This window comes from Gordonia hankookensis, assembly GCF_014673215.1.
In the GTDB taxonomy this organism is placed as follows: domain Bacteria; phylum Actinomycetota; class Actinomycetes; order Mycobacteriales; family Mycobacteriaceae; genus Gordonia; species Gordonia hankookensis.
Genome location: NZ_JACWMS010000001.1, coordinates 1,226,152 through 1,241,878 on the forward strand (window position 1 = coordinate 1,226,152; position 15,727 = coordinate 1,241,878).

15 protein-coding genes are annotated in these 15,727 nt (G+C 63.6%); 1 reads left to right on the plus strand and 14 read right to left on the minus strand.

Features of this window, described 5'->3' with window-relative positions:
- Window positions 1-144: 144 nt before the first annotated feature.
- The 10 genes from IDF66_RS05455 to IDF66_RS05500 form a co-directional block, all read right to left on the minus strand.
- Window positions 145-819, minus strand: coding sequence for an SGNH/GDSL hydrolase family protein (locus IDF66_RS05455; RefSeq protein WP_190265962.1), 675 nt, complete (start codon window positions 817-819; stop codon window positions 145-147).
- Window positions 816-1,982: a hypothetical protein gene (locus tag IDF66_RS05460; RefSeq protein WP_190265963.1), complete on the minus strand. Its 1,167-nt coding sequence runs from the start codon at window positions 1,980-1,982 to the stop codon at window positions 816-818. Before IDF66_RS05460 ends, IDF66_RS05455 begins: the two co-directional genes overlap by 4 nt.
- Before the next feature lie 62 nt (window positions 1,983-2,044).
- Window positions 2,045-2,884: a glycosyltransferase gene (locus IDF66_RS05465; protein ID WP_190265964.1), complete on the minus strand. Its 840-nt coding sequence runs from the start codon at window positions 2,882-2,884 to the stop codon at window positions 2,045-2,047.
- Window positions 2,881-3,417, minus strand: coding sequence for a DapH/DapD/GlmU-related protein (locus IDF66_RS05470; RefSeq protein WP_317628594.1), 537 nt, complete (start codon window positions 3,415-3,417; stop codon window positions 2,881-2,883). The genes IDF66_RS05465 and IDF66_RS05470 overlap by 4 nt, the downstream gene beginning before the upstream one ends.
- Window positions 3,410-4,186 carry a YveK family protein gene (locus tag IDF66_RS05475; RefSeq protein WP_190265965.1) on the minus strand — a complete coding sequence of 259 codons (777 nt, stop codon included), beginning with the start codon at window positions 4,184-4,186 and terminating at the stop codon, window positions 3,410-3,412. Before IDF66_RS05475 ends, IDF66_RS05470 begins: the two co-directional genes overlap by 8 nt.
- Entirely contained in the window at window positions 4,183-5,562 is a 1,380-nt protein-coding gene (locus IDF66_RS05480) for an O-antigen ligase family protein (RefSeq protein ID WP_190265966.1), read from the minus strand. Before IDF66_RS05480 ends, IDF66_RS05475 begins: the two co-directional genes overlap by 4 nt.
- Window positions 5,562-6,833, minus strand: coding sequence for an acyltransferase (locus IDF66_RS05485; RefSeq protein WP_190265967.1), 1,272 nt, complete (start codon window positions 6,831-6,833; stop codon window positions 5,562-5,564). The genes IDF66_RS05480 and IDF66_RS05485 overlap by 1 nt, the downstream gene beginning before the upstream one ends.
- Before the next feature lie 191 nt (window positions 6,834-7,024).
- A complete protein-coding gene (locus IDF66_RS05490; protein ID WP_190265968.1) occupies window positions 7,025-7,627 on the minus strand; it encodes a YveK family protein in 603 nt (200 codons plus the stop codon).
- 2 nt (window positions 7,628-7,629) lie between these two features.
- Window positions 7,630-8,748, minus strand: coding sequence for a glycosyltransferase (locus IDF66_RS05495; RefSeq protein WP_190265969.1), 1,119 nt, complete (start codon window positions 8,746-8,748; stop codon window positions 7,630-7,632).
- An 11-nt stretch (window positions 8,749-8,759) separates the two neighbouring features.
- Window positions 8,760-10,007, minus strand: a complete 1,248-nt coding sequence (locus IDF66_RS05500; RefSeq protein ID WP_190265970.1) for a glycosyltransferase family 4 protein — start codon at window positions 10,005-10,007, stop codon at window positions 8,760-8,762.
- A 342-nt stretch (window positions 10,008-10,349) separates the two neighbouring features.
- On the opposite strand from IDF66_RS05500, the gene IDF66_RS05505 reads away from it, so the two are divergent.
- Window positions 10,350-11,198, plus strand: a complete 849-nt coding sequence (locus IDF66_RS05505; RefSeq protein WP_190265971.1) for a glycosyltransferase — start codon at window positions 10,350-10,352, stop codon at window positions 11,196-11,198.
- Between the two features lie 32 nt (window positions 11,199-11,230).
- Here IDF66_RS05505 and IDF66_RS05510 read toward each other — a convergent pair whose 3' ends face one another.
- Genes IDF66_RS05510 through IDF66_RS05525 form a run of 4 tightly spaced genes read right to left on the minus strand, consistent with a single transcriptional unit; the run spans window position 11,231 to window position 15,391 of the window.
- Window positions 11,231-12,367: a glycosyltransferase gene (locus IDF66_RS05510; RefSeq protein WP_190265972.1), complete on the minus strand. Its 1,137-nt coding sequence runs from the start codon at window positions 12,365-12,367 to the stop codon at window positions 11,231-11,233.
- The gene (locus IDF66_RS05515) at window positions 12,364-13,500 is read right to left on the minus strand and encodes a glycosyltransferase (RefSeq protein WP_190265973.1); all 1,137 of its coding nucleotides are present in this window, start codon (window positions 13,498-13,500) and stop codon (window positions 12,364-12,366) included. The genes IDF66_RS05510 and IDF66_RS05515 overlap by 4 nt, the downstream gene beginning before the upstream one ends.
- The gene (locus IDF66_RS05520) at window positions 13,497-14,852 is read right to left on the minus strand and encodes an O-antigen ligase family protein (protein ID WP_190265974.1); all 1,356 of its coding nucleotides are present in this window, start codon (window positions 14,850-14,852) and stop codon (window positions 13,497-13,499) included. The genes IDF66_RS05515 and IDF66_RS05520 overlap by 4 nt, the downstream gene beginning before the upstream one ends.
- A complete protein-coding gene (locus IDF66_RS05525) occupies window positions 14,849-15,391 on the minus strand; it encodes a hypothetical protein (RefSeq protein ID WP_190265975.1) in 543 nt (180 codons plus the stop codon). The genes IDF66_RS05520 and IDF66_RS05525 overlap by 4 nt, the downstream gene beginning before the upstream one ends.
- Window positions 15,392-15,727 lie beyond the last annotated feature (336 nt).

The following is a 15,727-nucleotide window of genomic DNA, read 5'->3' on the forward strand; positions in this document are numbered from 1 at the left end:
TCGAGAGCGTCGCACGTGACGCACCTTTCGCAACGAGATTGACAGATCGCGACCATAGCAGTTATTCGTTGTGCGCGCGCTAGATTCGACCGTTTGGATGCGGAATTCGTGTGACCTTCACAGCGCATTTCCGCGCCCCCGGATTCAACCTGGACGGCCCGTTGCGAGCAGGCTCCGGACGAGCGGATAGATCCGATCGGCGAAGACGAGATGAGCGCGATCTGTCGGGTGGACACCGTCGCCACCGACCATTCCCTGCCGATCACCGAGCCAATCCTCCGCAATAGGGTCGGCAAACTCCGCACCGTCATGTCGTGCAACATCTTTCAGAGTCCCGACCCGAGCGAGAAGCTGACCTGTTGGCGGCTCGAACCGCGACCAGGCGGGTCCGATCACGAGGATTCGGGCGCGTGGCGAACGGTCACGGACGATCGTGTACGCGCGCGTCACCGACGCAGCGTAATCACCCGGCGCATCGGTGTCGTTCGCGCTCCCGAAGAAGACGACCAATGCCGTGTCCTCGGTGACCGTTCGTTCGGCTTGCGAAACGAAAGTTGTTCCCTGCGTTCCGGGCAAGAGGTAACCCGCACCTCCTTTCGCAGAGACCACGAACCGGACACCGAGGCGATCGTCCTGCGCCCGTCGCTCGGCGATCCTGACCCAGTTCGATCGACCGAGACCCCCGTAGCGCGTTCCGGACGTTGTGCTGTCGCCGATGACGACGACAGTCGGTCCGAGGCTCACGATCTCGGGTTCCGAGCATCCCGACACGCCCACCGCCAGCAGGATCGATGCCACCCACATCACCAGCGACCTCATCGACCATCCCCCACTCCGCGAGCAAATGTGATCATCATGACCAGGACGACCACCTGCGACACGACCGGCACCATCGCCAGCACTCCCACACCGCCTGTGGACCGGGCGCCCAGCACCACCAACATCACCAGGGACACGCCCGCGCCGGTCAGCACGGCGGCTGTGGCCAGACCCGGGCGGCCGACCGCCAGCAACTTCGCGTTGAATCCCTGCGAGCAGGCACTCAACCCCGCACCCACGATCGCACCTGCCACCACCGGCATCGCGTCACGGTACTGCGGGCCCGCGACGTCAACGATCACCCAGGCCATCGGGACGGCCGCCACCACGACGAACGCGGCGTAGCCCGAGCAGACGCCGATCAGCAGGCGGTACAGATGTTCGAAATCCTTCCACCGATGCAGACGCCTGGCCAGTTCGGGAACGAGGACGACGGTGATCGAGGCGGTCACCAGGGTGATGGGCCCGACCACACGCGTGGCCATGGCAAACGCCCCTGCGGTCGCCGTCGTCGCCACGGCGGTGAGCGTCGGAACCTGTAGTTGCGTCGCCACCGCCGAGCCTGAGTACGCCCAGTACCCCAACGAGCTCCGGAAGAGACCCTCGATCGGCCCGACTCCGAACGCCCGAGCGCTGCGCAGTGGAGCTACGACACCCAACGCCACAGGAACAGCGAAAGCAACTGTGACGGCCGGAAAGCTCACCTCCCCGACGTCCAGGTACCAGATCACCACGACGCACAGCGGCACCAAGCGATGAAGCAGCACAAGCACGTTGGCGGAAGTGAGTCGTCCCAGACTGGTCATCTGACCCTGGGCATAGTTCTGTACCGTGTCACCGAGAGCGAGCATCAATCCGGCCATCACCGTCCACGTCGGGATCGTCACTGCAGCAACGAAGAAGGCCATTCCGAAGGCGGTCGTGACCAGGATGGTGTGGACCGAGTAGAGGGTCCCGTAGACGGGACGGTCCTCCCCTGGTGCACGCAGCACGCGCGTCGGCGCACCAATACCTGCTGCCAGTCCGACGATGATGCCGATCGAGTATGCGGTCATCATTCCGCCGAATGCAGTGATCGAACTCCCTCTGGCGACCAGCAACAGACACACGCCGAGCGATGCCGAGCTGACGACTCGACACCCGACACGGACCAGGGAGTTCATGGCGACGCGTCGATCTGCATCCCGAGCAGATCGACCGCCGATGCGGTGAACCGGCTGCACCGCTACCCCGTCACGGAGCCGGCTCGGACGAGGAGCCGACGCGCTCTCCGATAGCCTGCGGTGAGTCGGAGACGGAAGACCGGCCGGGTGGCGACATGGATCGCCGTGGCCAACAACCCGCGTGCTCGTATCCGCCAGGAATCGGCGTATGACAATCGGACCCGATGACTCTCCCGCACGAATTGCGCCCACACGTTGGCCGTCTTTGACCCCTCGTGGAACCGAAGCGCGCCGACCGGCTCGGGGATCACAACCTGTCTGGGCAGACGGGCGGCCATCCGGAACTGCAGTTCGAGGTCCATCACTGCATGCAGATGGTTGTCGAAGCCTCCGACGCTCCGAAGGAACTCGGTCTTCATCGCGATGGAACCGGAGAACGCCGAGCATCCCCGCACCACCAGCCGGTCGACCCTCAGTAGATGACCGGAGTAGTTGTCCACCAACGAACCATCCGCACGAATGATCTGGTGCCCACCGATAATCACGTCGATATCGTCGCAGGAGCGAATCACCCGCCGGATCGCTGCCACGCCGCCGTCGACCACGACGTCGTCGGCGTTGAGCCAGATCGTCCACTCTCCGATCGCACGGTCGAGGCATCGGTTGAGCGCGTCAGACTGACCACTGTCCCTCTCGAACACACACCGCACGCGGGCATCCTGGCGTCCGATGGCCTCAAGACACTCACGACTGCCGTCGGTCGAGAACGCGTCCTGCACCACGAGTTCGTCGTGGACGCCGAGCTGCGCGAGGACGCTGCGGATTGCGGGCAACAGATAAGGCCCCGGGTTGAACGAGGGCATGATGACACTGAGAGAGCCGGGCTGCGGTCGGGATGTCATCGCCGGATCACCACGTGGCCCGGACCCACCGAACTCGCAATCACGGTCCCGGCACCTATCGTCGACTGCGCTCCGACCGTGACGCCTCGCAACACTGTGGCGCGGACCGCGATCCAGACTCCGTCCTCGATCCTGATAGGCGACGAATCCCGCTCGAAACTGGGCGAATTCGGATCATGCCCGCCTGAACACAGCATGGCCTCCTGCGACACGCAGACGTTCGAACCCAGCGCCACGGACTCGGGGTTGATGATCCACACGCCTTCGCCGATCCAGGAATGATCGCCGACGCTCAACTTCCACGGCATGTCGATGCGGACCCGCGGACGGACGATACAGCCGCCGCCGATCGACGCCCCGAACAACCGGAGTACCGCCACGCGGACCCGGTTCGGGACCCACCACCGCATCAGGATCGACGTCGAGACCATCAGCCACAGGCCGCGTACCCACATGGGGCGCCCCCGGTCGATACCGGTGCCCGTGTACGCCGACAGATCTCGCGCCGATGCCCGCGCATCGTCGTCAGACACCGTCGACCTTCTCGTGCTTGCCGGCCTCGTTGACCATCACGTCAGTCTCTGTGGACGTGTCACCGACAGCCCGTTCGTCGGGGTGGTCGCCCGATTCATTGTCGGCTAGTGCGTCATTCGACGGCCTGTCGTCGGACACCTGGCCGGATCGCGGCCGCCTCGACCGCGACGGCCATAGCCTGAAGCGAGCCGGGATCACCAGGGCGAGGAACACACCTACGGCGAGCCCCGCGATCGTGAAGATCGCCACCTTCAGAGGGTCGATGGCGGGGATCTTCTCGATGCCTGCGGCCGCGGGCTGGAGAATCAGCAGGCCGATGGAACCGCCTGCGCCGTCGATGGGTTTCTCCGCTTCCGACACCAGCCCCAGCAACTCATCCGCCACTGCTTGCGCCCTACGAGCAGCCGACTGAGCGGAGTCGGCGGTCGCGGATACATCGATCAGGACGGTTCCTGGTGCCGAGGAGACGGTAACGGTCCGGGCAAGTTCCGCGCCGGTGATGTCTTCTCCGGATTGCTGGGCCGCACGATTCATCAACTCAGGACCCGTGGCCAGCACGAGGTAGGTGGGTATTCGGGCCTGGGCCGCGAGAGTCCCTTGATACGCCGATGTGACGTCCTTCGCCGTCGTTGCCACGAACAGTCTCGTGGTCGCGCGATATGAGTCGGCCGCCGTTATCGAGATGAGCATCGGGATGAGGAACGCGACCAGGCCACACGCGAGCACCAACGGCCATCGACGTACGAGTGTGCTCAGCAAACTGATCACAACATCTCCTCCTGATCGACGGCTGCCGGGCGCCGTTGCAGATTTCTTCCCGGCTGTCGAATGCGATCGGCCTGCACAACGGCCGAGATCGAATCCTGATTCCTGCCGAGAGCCTTGATCCCGAGCCATATGTCGCGTTTCGGTTCCGCACCGAAGGCCGAGTCGCCTCGGCCCACAAAGAACGGAAGGAGCGCAGCAAACGGGGCGACGATTCCGAGAAAGTAGGGAACGAAGACGGACTCGAGGGTGGATATCGCGAGCAGGACGCAAAAGTACACAATGAGCGTCTCGCGTTCACGTCTCGATGCAAGGCAGACAAGCAGCACCGCTGATCCGACCACGACGAGAATCCCCCACAGCCCGACCGACACGCCCATGTCCAGCCAGGCGTTGTGCGGTGAATAGTTCGCCTTGATGATCGACGAGAAACCGAAGTGTTCCCACGCGGTCGGGCCCTGTCCGAATAGCGGAAAGTCCACGATCATCGCCTTGGCACGGTTCCACAACACTCCCCGAAGGGCGAACGCCTCGTCGCCGTACACGAGAACCGCTGGCATCAGGGAGATCGTGAGAGTGCTGAAAAGGCCGAGCGCGAGGATCACATCGCGCATTCGACCGTAGGCCACCCGCAGGGCGAAATGTAGGACAGTCACCACGGCGATACCCAGCAACGCCGTACGGCTTCCCGCGAGGTCGGCGAGGAGGGCGCTTGCGAGCACCAGCATCGCCGCCCGGCCCACTCGAGTGCCGGCGAGCGCAAACGGCAGCATCAGCGCGAGCGTCAGACCCAATACGTTCCCGTTTCCGGAGAACGGCGACGTGATCGCATGGCCGGCGAGTCCGCATTTGTCCACGCGACAGTTGGCCACCACGACATCCGGTTCACAGACGACAGCAACCGCAATACTCGGCGCAGTCAACAAGACGCCTATCCGGCATCCGACGGCGACGGCGGACAGTCGGACGCCGCGGCCCGTGGTCAACACTGCAAGCATCAGAACCACCCACACGCCCCAGCGCAATACTTCGCCGCCTCGTCCATCGTTCACGAGCGGTAGCAAACTCATCGGCAGCAACGTCATGAGCAGGACAACGGGGATGCGGACGCGGCAGGCGGGAGCATTGACGTTCGCGGCCAGGATCACGACCGCGACACACATGGCCGGGGCGAACCAGATGAACGGGAAGAAGTGGGATCCCGGGCCGCCGAGAAACATCGGCCCGAAGAGGAATGTCCATGCCATCGGCCACGCAGTGATCGCGACGACGAAAACGATCACCCGAAGTTCTTCGCCGTCGAAGTCGGCGGGCCGTGGAAACGGCACCACGGCGATGAGGACGATGACCACCGCTGCGACGGCAAAGGTGAGGGCCATCAGTCCGCCGCCCAGATCCGGGTCAGGGTGGCGCCGACATCACCGGCGTTGTTCTCGAACAGTTCCCACACCGCGTACCGACCCGAATACGACCCGATCCGTGAATCGGACACCGACTCCATCCGCCCATCGGGTAAAGCGATGTGCACCGTGTCACGGCGACGTGTGACATCAATGCTGAGAATTCCGACAAGAACGGGGTCGAACGAGCCAGAGGCCAGCGTACGTTGCCCAAAAGACCGTTCCCACACCGACATCTCCCATGTACGAGCATTGACGACAAGGTGCACCCCGGCATTCGGGAAGTCACTGTCGAACCTCGCAGGGGCAGAAGGTAGCCCGCGTGCGGGAAGCACCAGTGCAACAGAACCACTGCCCGATCGCCCGAAATCGACGGATGCACCGATCCTGCCGACCGGACTGGCGAACTCACGTTGGAGATAGACGGCGGCGTCCGGTGCGCGGGCAGCGCCGTGCCCGAGTCCCGAGTCGCCGATGGCCACGCCCGAGAGGTTCCTGTTCCGGTCGATGACCGTGAGTCCTGCGAGGCCCTGGTGCACCGGGGTGAAATCCCACGTTTGCACCCGAAGCGCATCATCGGTCCTCCACTGCGTCGCGGACGCCGCGGCAACACCGAGGCCGAACAGAAGTGCGACAGCCACACAGCAACCGATGGTGCGTACTCCAAGGAACCGTCGTCGGCGGCGGGTCGGCTTCGCTGCGGCATCGGCTGGTTGTTGTACCGGTCGCTCATGCTCGGTCATGAACGAGTCGTCCTTTCCCGTGACAGGTGTGTGCACATGCTCGCGGGTCATCCACGCAGCGTCGTCGATCGCCTTCAACCGCCTCGCAGGCGTTCCTGCGTACAGTCCGGGACTCGCGTCGTCGTCGAGTTCGGTCCATGTCGCCCCGGCGGCCACCACCGTCCGATCCGGGATTCGCGCACCTTTCAACACCAGCACCGCAGTCCCGGTGAACACGTACTCCCCTATGTCTATCGTCCCGATGCTCGTCGCATTGTCGTACAGATCGAGCTCATGTGACTGAATGATCGAGCGGATTCCACCGATCATCGACATGCGACCTATGCGCACAGAACCCGAGCAATCCAGATAGTGGCGATTGACGACGCCCGCACCGTCGGCCAGGAACAACCGGCCTGCCTCGCGGTGGTACTTCTGATAGGCCGGTGCTGCCGTGATCTGATTCCAATTGCCGATGAATGCCTCATCTCCGAGCGACACCGCACCGAGATTCCGGAAAACGTTCATCGAGCCGATGCTGGCGCCACTCCCGAGTGTGAACCGACCACATCTGAGAACAAGATTCGGTCCCACCCGGACGTCGGCTGCCACGGTGTTGCCGAGTGCGCGCAGCAGACGGTTCTTTGCGCGGATCGGTGGAAGGAGCCAGACAACCGAGGACAGTATCCCTTGTACCCGCCCGATCAGCTCGCCGATGATCATCGCGACCTCCCGATCATCGACCGCTGCGAGTACGACCGCCACAGCGCAGCGCCGAGGGCCACCGTGAGCCCGGCCACCGCATAGCGGACCAGGTAGAGCAACGGGCTGTTGTTGAACGGCGCACTCGGCACCGGCGCCGTCGCCACAACCGTTGCGCGCACGGGCAACAGGTTCTCCCGCTCCGGGATCACCTTGGTCAATTCGCGTGCAACAGCGTTCGCCTGGTCGGCGGCGACGACCGGGGAGCTCGCGCGGACCGTGAGGTCGAGCAGGCCCGTGCCACGTGGTGAACCCACGTAGAGGCGGTCACTCAGGTCTCCCGCCGATACCCTGAGGTTGTTCATCGTGACGACGCGTTGCACAAAGGAGTCCGTCACTGCGAGCGCGGCGTATTCGTCCACCCGCGAGTCGAGGAACTGTACGCGCCCAAGCGCGCCTTGGTCGAGCGGGCCACTGTCGGCGGACGTCATGACAGTGGCAGTCGATTCGAATGTCGAAGCTGTGAGCGACGAGGCGACACCGCCGAACACTGTGCCGATCGCCGCGCCGAAAAGGAGCAACCAGAGGTTCGCCCGCAGGAAGCCCGGAATCACCGACATCCTCATCGTCGAACCTCCGACGCTGACGTGACCTCGTGGTAGATACGTTCCAGATTGTCCACGACCGATGGAAGGGCGAACTCGGTGCGCGCTGCCACCAGGCCGCGCCCACCGGCCGACCGCGCCTCATCCGGATTGTCGAGGTAGTACCGAATCGCCTGTGCCAGAGACTCTTCTGAATCATCAACTGTGACGCCGCATCCGTGGCGCTCCACCGCCTCCGCCAGTCCGCACGATCGCCCGACGACAACCGGCCTGCCCACCGCCATCGCCTCCAGCACCGACATCGGATAGGGCTCCTCGACGGATGGCAGAACGTACAGCGACGCTGCCGCCAGCCGGGCGGGCACATGGTCGGGAGCTATCGGCCCCTCGTATCGAATGGCGTCAGAACCCGCTGCCGCGACCTCGTTCTGGACTTCACGTTCGGCGCCACCAGGTGGGCCCACGACCGCGAATCTGGCTGACACGCCGTCCTCGAGGAGCCGGCGGGCAACTCGCACAAATGCCGCTGCCCGCTTTCGCGGGTGAAGTCTGGCGAGAAAGATCACCTCCGGCACCGGGCCAACCGGCCACGCCCGATCCCCGGCAGGCGGAACACCGTTGCCGAGCAGCGCGACCGGCAGCGCGTGTCCACCGAACTCCTCCAGCCGTCGAAGCTCGGTTCGGGTCAGATAGAGTACGCGGCTTGCGCCGCGGAGAGCGGGACGCGTCCACAGCCGGTCGAGAGGAACCGCCAGGAGTCGGGACGAGGCATCGACCATCCCGTGGGGCTGCACGACGTAGGGCACTTTATGATGGCGCGCCATCAGTGCGACCGGGAGTGTCACGAAGTCACGGGCCAGATGAACGTGGACGACGTCGTACTCCGTTATCTCGGCCCGGATCTTTCGCAACAGCCCGTGCGCGGCCAGCCCCGCGAAGCCCACACCGGGGACCACTGTCCTCGCGGGAAACCATTGACATGCAACACCATCAACCAAGCCAGGCACCACGTCGTAGCCCGAGGTCGCGCCGGCCAGGGTGACCACGTGACCTCGATGAGACAGTTCAGCAGTCAGATTGAGCGCAACCCTCGCCGGGCCGCCGTAGGCGCCCGCTGCGTCGAAGAGTGACGCCACATGAAGCACCTTCATCGGCGGCCCGCCGATCGCACCGGTACGTCTGACAGACGCGCACACCAACTCTCGTACCTGTCGAGTGCGGCCTCTCGATCGAACATCTTCGATGCATAGATCTGTCCCGCTTCCGCGAGTTCGGCACGTCGGGCGGGGTTGCCGGCCAACGCGAACACCGCACGCAACAACGCCTCCGGGTCACCGGGACCGATGAGCTCGCCTGCGGCTGATTCTCTGAGCACCGCGGCGGTCACACTGTCGGCCTCCGTCGCCGCAAGCACAGGCCTTCCGGCGCTGAAGTACGAAGTCAGCTTGCTCGGGAGTGCCATCTGAGTGAGCCCAGGGTGCTCGTTCACCAGGAGCACGTCAGCGGCATCGAGCACGGACATGTACTCATCGTCGGGCACCGGAAGGATGAACTGCAGTCGATCGAGCCGGCGACCCAGCCTTTCGAGTTCGTCCCGCTGGTTTCCGTCACCCATCAGCACGAAACGAATCGCGAGGGATTTCTCGTCGGCGATCCGCGCGGCCTCGACGACGTTCTCCAACCCCTGCTTCATACCCATGTTGCCCGTGTGGAGGACGACGATCTCGTTCTCGCCCCACCCGAAACCCTCACGAACATCCGTACGCCCACGACCGACCCCGTGTCGCTCCACATGTGTCCAGTTGGGAATCACGGTGAGGCGGTCCCTCCGCACACCGATCGTTGCGAGGGTGTCCACAAATCTGGCGTGGATGACGACGGCACCGGCGGCCAGATTGATCGAGCGGGTTTCCATGCGAGCCAGCAGCCACGAGACCGCGACGGGCGCACCACCGATCTCGTGGACGCCTGCGCTGTAGATGTCCTGAACGACCACGCCGACCGGCACACGGGCCAATCGCGCCCGCAGGACGACGAGCACCGCCGTGATCAATGACGGGCTGACGGTCACGACCAGGTCAGGATTCTGCTGCCAGCGTCGTAGCAACACGGCTCGCGCAAAACTCAACTCCATGCGTATCCGCCCCAGCACGCGAGGGCGCCTCGGGACATAGTGACGAAGCCGACGGATACGTGCGCCTGAATCGAGTTCCATGTATTCACGCTTGCCGGCGTACCGCCGGTCGACCGTCCACGACGGGTAGTGCGGCAGTCCTGTCAACATTTCGACGCTGTGTCCGCGCGCGACCAGCCCACGGGCTAGGTCCGCGGTGTACGGCGCAATCCCGGTTGTTTCGGGCGCATAGTTGATCCCGATGATCGTGATACGCATCATTGTGCGGCCATTCAGGACGACTACCTCCGAAACACATCGTATACAGCCACGTCAATCGACCTTTTACGATCGAGAACCGGGCTCTGGTCGACAGCACGGAACCGATTTCGCTCCGCCCATCGGTCAGTTGGGGTCGGCACCCGTAATGCCGCTCCAGTATGGGTCGGATCGGCGTGGTACGTGTGGGGGATTCATCGTCATTCCGCAGCAAGAGGTTACGAAGGACCGATCAGCGGCATGGTCCGGCAGGTGTGTCGGCAGAGCAGTCCTGTCTACACATATCGCCGGGTGTGCTCAAGATAAGGTGTGGCAACAAGTCGAACCGGCGCGATGGAGCGGCAGATGACGCAGGATCTCGATCATGTTCTCCTGACCAGATTCAACTTGCCCTCGGTCGGTGCCGAAGGTGTCATCCGTGCACAGGACGGGTGGCTTCGTGACCGAGTCGCGCTCTTCGAGCGCTACTGCCTGCCTTCAGTTCGGTCTCAGACCAACACCGACTTCCAGTGGATCATCTATTTCGATCCGGACTCACCGCAGTGGCTCCGGGAGCGCATCGACACGCACGGGACGACATATACGGCGATCTTCCGGGAGTCCGTCAGCAATGCGCAGCTCCTCGCCGACATCCGGTCGGTGGTCGGTGACAACCGATCCTGTCTCATCACCACAAATCTCGACAATGACGACGGGCTTGCGAACGACTTCATCGACCAGATCCAGTCCGCGGTCACCAGGTCGTCCCGGACGGCCATCTACCTTGCCAACGGATTGATCACTCAATCTCGGCTCCTGTACCTGCGCAATGATCGTTCGAATGCTTTTTGCTCGGTCCGCGAACTCTGGGACGGTGCGCGCACATGTTGGAGCGATTGGCACAACTTGCTGGGCACCAGCATGCCGGTCGTCGTGGTTGATGCCGAACCCGCGTGGCTCCAGGTCGTTCACGCCAGAAATGTGAGTAATCGGGTCCGAGGCAAGCTCGTGTCACCGAGCCCGTACAGATCACGGTTCGTGGGATTGCTCGACGGCGTGGCTGCGCCAACCCCACGAGAACAGATGGCAGACCTCCTACTCGAGCGTCCCAGCCGATTTGTTCGTGAATCAGGGCGTGCCGCCGCCAAAGGCATCATCATGCGTCTGTTCGGAAAAGACGGCCTGGGGAGACTGAGGAATCGCCTGGCAGCCTGAGCTGTCCTGTCTGCACAGCGATGCGCCCGCGCTCACCGGGCAGCCGTTGGTCGGGGTAGCTCGAAGAGTTCGGCGAATGCCTCGCCCCGCTTCTCCCACGTGTTCTGAGAAGCGAGTGCACGACATCGTTCGGCGACCTCCGGGTCCTGCGTTCGGGCGTACAGATCGCGCGCGGCACGCCGGTACTCCTCCACGCCTGAGGCGGTGACAACCACGTCCGAGTCGAGCCACCGCATGGACGACAGAGCGCTCGAGAGGACGGGCTTTCCACACGCCAGGTACTCGAACGTCTTCAGTGGAAAGCTCGACTGATTGAACTCTGTGTCGGCGTACGGGATCAGCCCGATATCGGCCTGTCTGATGATGTCGTTCAGCGCCTCGTCCCGGCGCGGCTCGAACCTGATGAACCCGTCCTTGCGAGACAGAGCGAGCCATTCGCCCATCTTCGAAAAGGTCTCCTGCACAGGGCCGACGAAGAGAACATCGAATCCGTCGTCGACGAGGCAGTCCATCAGACCGAAGTCGATTCGGTCGGAAAGCAAACCGATGAACACCGCGACCGGACGATCCGACCGGGCCCCGGACACGGGTGCTGCGGGGGCCGGGAGGAGGCATCCCGCCGGGACAACCGTAGAACGTACGCCTCGTTTCAGTACCTGCTGCTGAAGATGAGGCGACACGACGACAACCCGGTCCGCGTGCCGCATCATCCTCTTGAACTCATTACGTATCCGGCGCACAGACATTCCCAGCAGCGCGCTGGCCGCGAGGTAGTCATCCAGGATCAGGAAGACAGAGCGCCCCTTGGGCAGAAGCGCCCACGCACTCGGATGAATCCCGATGACCAGGTATCTCAAGCCGCCGCGTGGTGCTCTCCCCCTGAGCACGAACGCCCAGATCTGCACAGCGATCAGCGGTCCGTTGATCACCGACGACGGCCACCAGCCGCCGAATGGGGCACGAACCGGGGAGAACACCGTGAGCCGCCCGTTCTCGCGCGTGCCAACTGTCGGCCGCCAATGTGGCCGCCCGATAGTCCGTGCAGGCTCGACGAACACGATGTCGGCGCGGTCGGCCAACACTCTGGCGATTCGTTGATCGTAGAGCTGGTGATCGTCGAATGTGGTCCCGCCCAGGACAACGATCACCTCACGCCCGCGCTGTGTCATTTCAGCATCTCCTCGAGCAATGAGGAGTGGCGCTTGCGCCAAGACAGGCTTTCGACTCTCGCGATCCGTTCGTCCTCCGCGATCGGCCCCGTCGCGAGCGCAGCCAACGCCGCGGCACCGAAATCATCACCGTCATCCACGAATCGAACCGCTTGCCGCAACACCTGATCCCCCTCGATACCGGCCAGCCGGCTGCTCACGACAGGTCGACCCGAGCACGCGTACTCGTAGGCTTTCAGCGGCGACATCGACTCCGTGAGCCTGGAACGCCGGTGCGCGAGAAAACACACATCGGAGCTCATGAGCAGTTCGACAACCCCGGTTCGCGAGAGATTTCCCACCAGCTCGACACCAGGCATCGTCTTCAAGTCCGCGCCGACCTCAGAGTCGGCCACCGGCCCGGCAAGCCGGACGACGAAACCGCTGGCAACGAGTTCGCGGACTGCATCGACGTCGAGCCTCTTGTCGATCGTTCCGGCGTACGCAGCCACGGGCGCGCCTCGTTCGTCGCGGCGCACCCCGCGAGGAGCCCTCAGCCACAAGGCCGGATCGATGCCGTTCGGCACCACCACCCCGTTCGGGACTCCGCCGATGCGATCCAGGAGGACTCGGGAGACCGCAACCACTCTCGTTCGCTCCGCTGCCAGCTGGTAGGCGCGGTCGAGGCGCCGGGCCACCGCCGCGCTGGTCTCCGGGAACTCCCGCTCATCGTCTTGGGCATAAAAGTAGACCCGCCGATAGCTTTCGTGGTTTCCGTACGCTGCGTGCCAGACATTGAACGTGACGAGGACCGGCGAAGTGATGTGCCGTCGCTTCATCGCAACATCGACCTGTCGGTCGTAGATCCGGTAACGGCGCGTCACCGCCTTCTCGCTGTCGGGCAGTTCGGTCCGGACCGTCAAAGGGCGCACCCCCGACAGGAACGAAGTCGACGGCGCGGGGCGCTCACCCGCGGCCCGCCGCTTGAGCTGAGAGAGAATGCCTCTCGGATGATCGGCGACAAGAAGTTCGCGGACCGAGCCTTTGTCGAGAGCGGAAAGAATGAACTGATCCTCCGTCGTGTAGAAATCTCGCCGTTCGGCATCCACCCACGTGTCCGACACCATTGCGACCACGATTGCGTCTGGGGTCACGCCGCAGCACCGATCCTGGTTGCGTGGGTCCCAGACTGTCGATCGCGCTCCGGGACCAACGTCCATGCGATTCCCATGAGCAAGAAGAAGAGATATGTGACCTGAGGGAACGCGAATGTGTCGAAGAGAAACATCGAGACGAGAATGGCGCCCACCGACGCACCGATGGCGAACACGAGATCACGCTCCGAGCGGCCGGTCGCCCGACGAGATGAGACAGTCAGCCCGATCAGGCATGAAAGAATCAGCAAGATGACCGCTGCCACTCCGGCAATGCCCCCCATGACCAGCTCCTGGAGCCATTGGTTGTCGAGATAGCGGCTGTGCTGGGGGATCGTGCTCGCCGGTCCATGACCAAAGAATGGTTCCTCGCGAAACAGTTTTCCCACGTACGCATAGTCGTCCGTTCGCGACTCGATACTGGGATCCTTCGATGCCCCGGTGAACAAACTGATCACGGCGTCGAACAGGTCAGGGGCGACAACGAAGTAGACGCCGACGATGGCCACCAGGGCACAGATTCCGGCGACGATGAACTTGACGGGCTGAGCCAGCAGGTAGATCACGAGTGCGACGACCAGGGTGACATACGCCGTCCGGGACACGCTCGCCGGCACGGCAACGAGAAGCAGCGCGGCACCGACATAGGCAATTCGGCGCGTCATGGGGGTCGCCGCGAATCGACTGTAGTGGAAGGCGATCGGCAGAAGTGCTGACACCATGACGGCAAACTCGATCGGATGTCCGGCGGTCCCGATGACTCGGGTGAATCCGTCGCGCTCCGCAAGTTGCGTCTCGGTCAGCAATGTGAAGCCGGGCGGGACAAGCAGTGTCCGATAGTCGATGTTGGCGAGGCCCTGAACCAGGCCGATCACGGTCGAGATCGCTCCACCGGCGAGCACCGCGAACAACACCGCGTCCCGAATCCGCTCGGTGGTGACCGTCGAGATGGTGTACAACACGATGCCGAAACACGCTGCCGTGGTGAGCAAGAACCGCAGAGTCGTAGCCGCCGCGTCTGGCGGATCCGACGGACTCGTGGCTCCGTGAACGTAGATGACCAACCGCAGCGCGAGATACGCCATCATCATCGCCACCGCAACCATCTTCGGCGATGTGGCGAGACTCCTCAGGCGCACGACCTGCCCGTCACCGCGAACAGCCGGTACCAGAAGCGAAATCGCGACGATCGCGAACATGACCAGCCCGAGTAGCCGCGCAGGAGAACCGTTCCCGCGCAGCGGGCCGGGAATCACGGCCTCAGCCGGTAGCGCCAGCAGTACGAATGCGAAGACGATCAGTGTGATCGGCAACGTGGCATCGCGCCGGCGCGTCGTCGCGCCGGCTGTCATGTCGAGCGAATCCCGGCCGATGGGCCGTCAACGGCCTCATGCGTCCCGTCTGCATCTTCCGAGGCCACACCGTCCTTCGGGTCCGCGTCGCGTCCCGATCCTGTCCGACGTCTGCCGACCGCGCGCAGGACCGCGTCGACAACCACCGCGAGCACAACGGCAAGCAGCACGCCGATCAGGAGCGTCGCGATGAGCTTGCGAGTTCTGGACGGCATTCCACCAATGGGCTGGAAAGCGTCGGCAACCGTGAATGTCGTGGCCATCTGCCCAGGCGGAATTCCCGCGGCAACCTGGATGTTGCGTAGTGCTTGGTTGGAGTATTGCGTTGTGAGCTTCACACTTTGCATGACCGCATAAGGGCTCTCGCCAGTGGCGGTGATCTCCACAATCGGAACCGCCGCGCCGCTCTGCTCGGTCTTCACACCGGTGGTCACCGGCGCGGTGCCGCCACCGGCGACCACCTTGGTGGTGATGTCGGGCTGAACAAGTGCAGTGGACAGCAGGTTTGCCAAGAGCGGATACCCGCCTGAATCGGTCAATCCGTTGCTCGTCGTGAGTGTGGAACCATCCGACCTGGTAGCCGGAATCACCTTCACACTGGGGGCGGTGATCCCGACGACGGACGTCGAATAGTACTGCGGTCGTACACTCGAGTACTCCGAATACGCGTACAACAACGTGAGCGCGATAACGGGTAACGTGACCCACCACCGACGAAATGCTATTCGCGATACATCGAACAGATCCATTATTCCGCACGCCTTCCCGACAAGATCTTCATCGCCCCGCGCCCCTGGCAGCGTTACATCCTCTCGTCAGGGATCCGCGTCGTCGGCGGCCGTCGAGCACCGCGGTGGCCGCTGTGCCCATCACGG

Coding starts and splice junctions, on each gene's coding strand:
- IDF66_RS05455 (WP_190265962.1), bottom strand. CDS start 819: ATGAGGTCGCTGGTGATGTGGGTGGCATCGATCCTGCTGGCGGTGGGC.
- IDF66_RS05460 (WP_190265963.1), bottom strand. CDS start 1,982: ATGAACTCCCTGGTCCGTGTCGGGTGTCGAGTCGTCAGCTCGGCATCG.
- IDF66_RS05465 (WP_190265964.1), bottom strand. CDS start 2,884: ATGACATCCCGACCGCAGCCCGGCTCTCTCAGTGTCATCATGCCCTCG.
- IDF66_RS05480 (WP_190265966.1), bottom strand. CDS start 5,562: ATGGCCCTCACCTTTGCCGTCGCAGCGGTGGTCATCGTCCTCATCGCC.
- IDF66_RS05485 (WP_190265967.1), bottom strand. CDS start 6,833: ATGAACGTTTTCCGGAATCTCGGTGCGGTGTCGCTCGGAGATGAGGCA.
- IDF66_RS05490 (WP_190265968.1), bottom strand. CDS start 7,627: ATGTCGGTGATTCCGGGCTTCCTGCGGGCGAACCTCTGGTTGCTCCTT.
- IDF66_RS05500 (WP_190265970.1), bottom strand. CDS start 10,007: ATGATGCGTATCACGATCATCGGGATCAACTATGCGCCCGAAACAACC.
- IDF66_RS05505 (WP_190265971.1), top strand. CDS start 10,350: ATGACGCAGGATCTCGATCATGTTCTCCTGACCAGATTCAACTTGCCC.
- IDF66_RS05510 (WP_190265972.1), bottom strand. CDS start 12,367: ATGACACAGCGCGGGCGTGAGGTGATCGTTGTCCTGGGCGGGACCACA.
- IDF66_RS05520 (WP_190265974.1), bottom strand. CDS start 14,852: ATGACAGCCGGCGCGACGACGCGCCGGCGCGATGCCACGTTGCCGATC.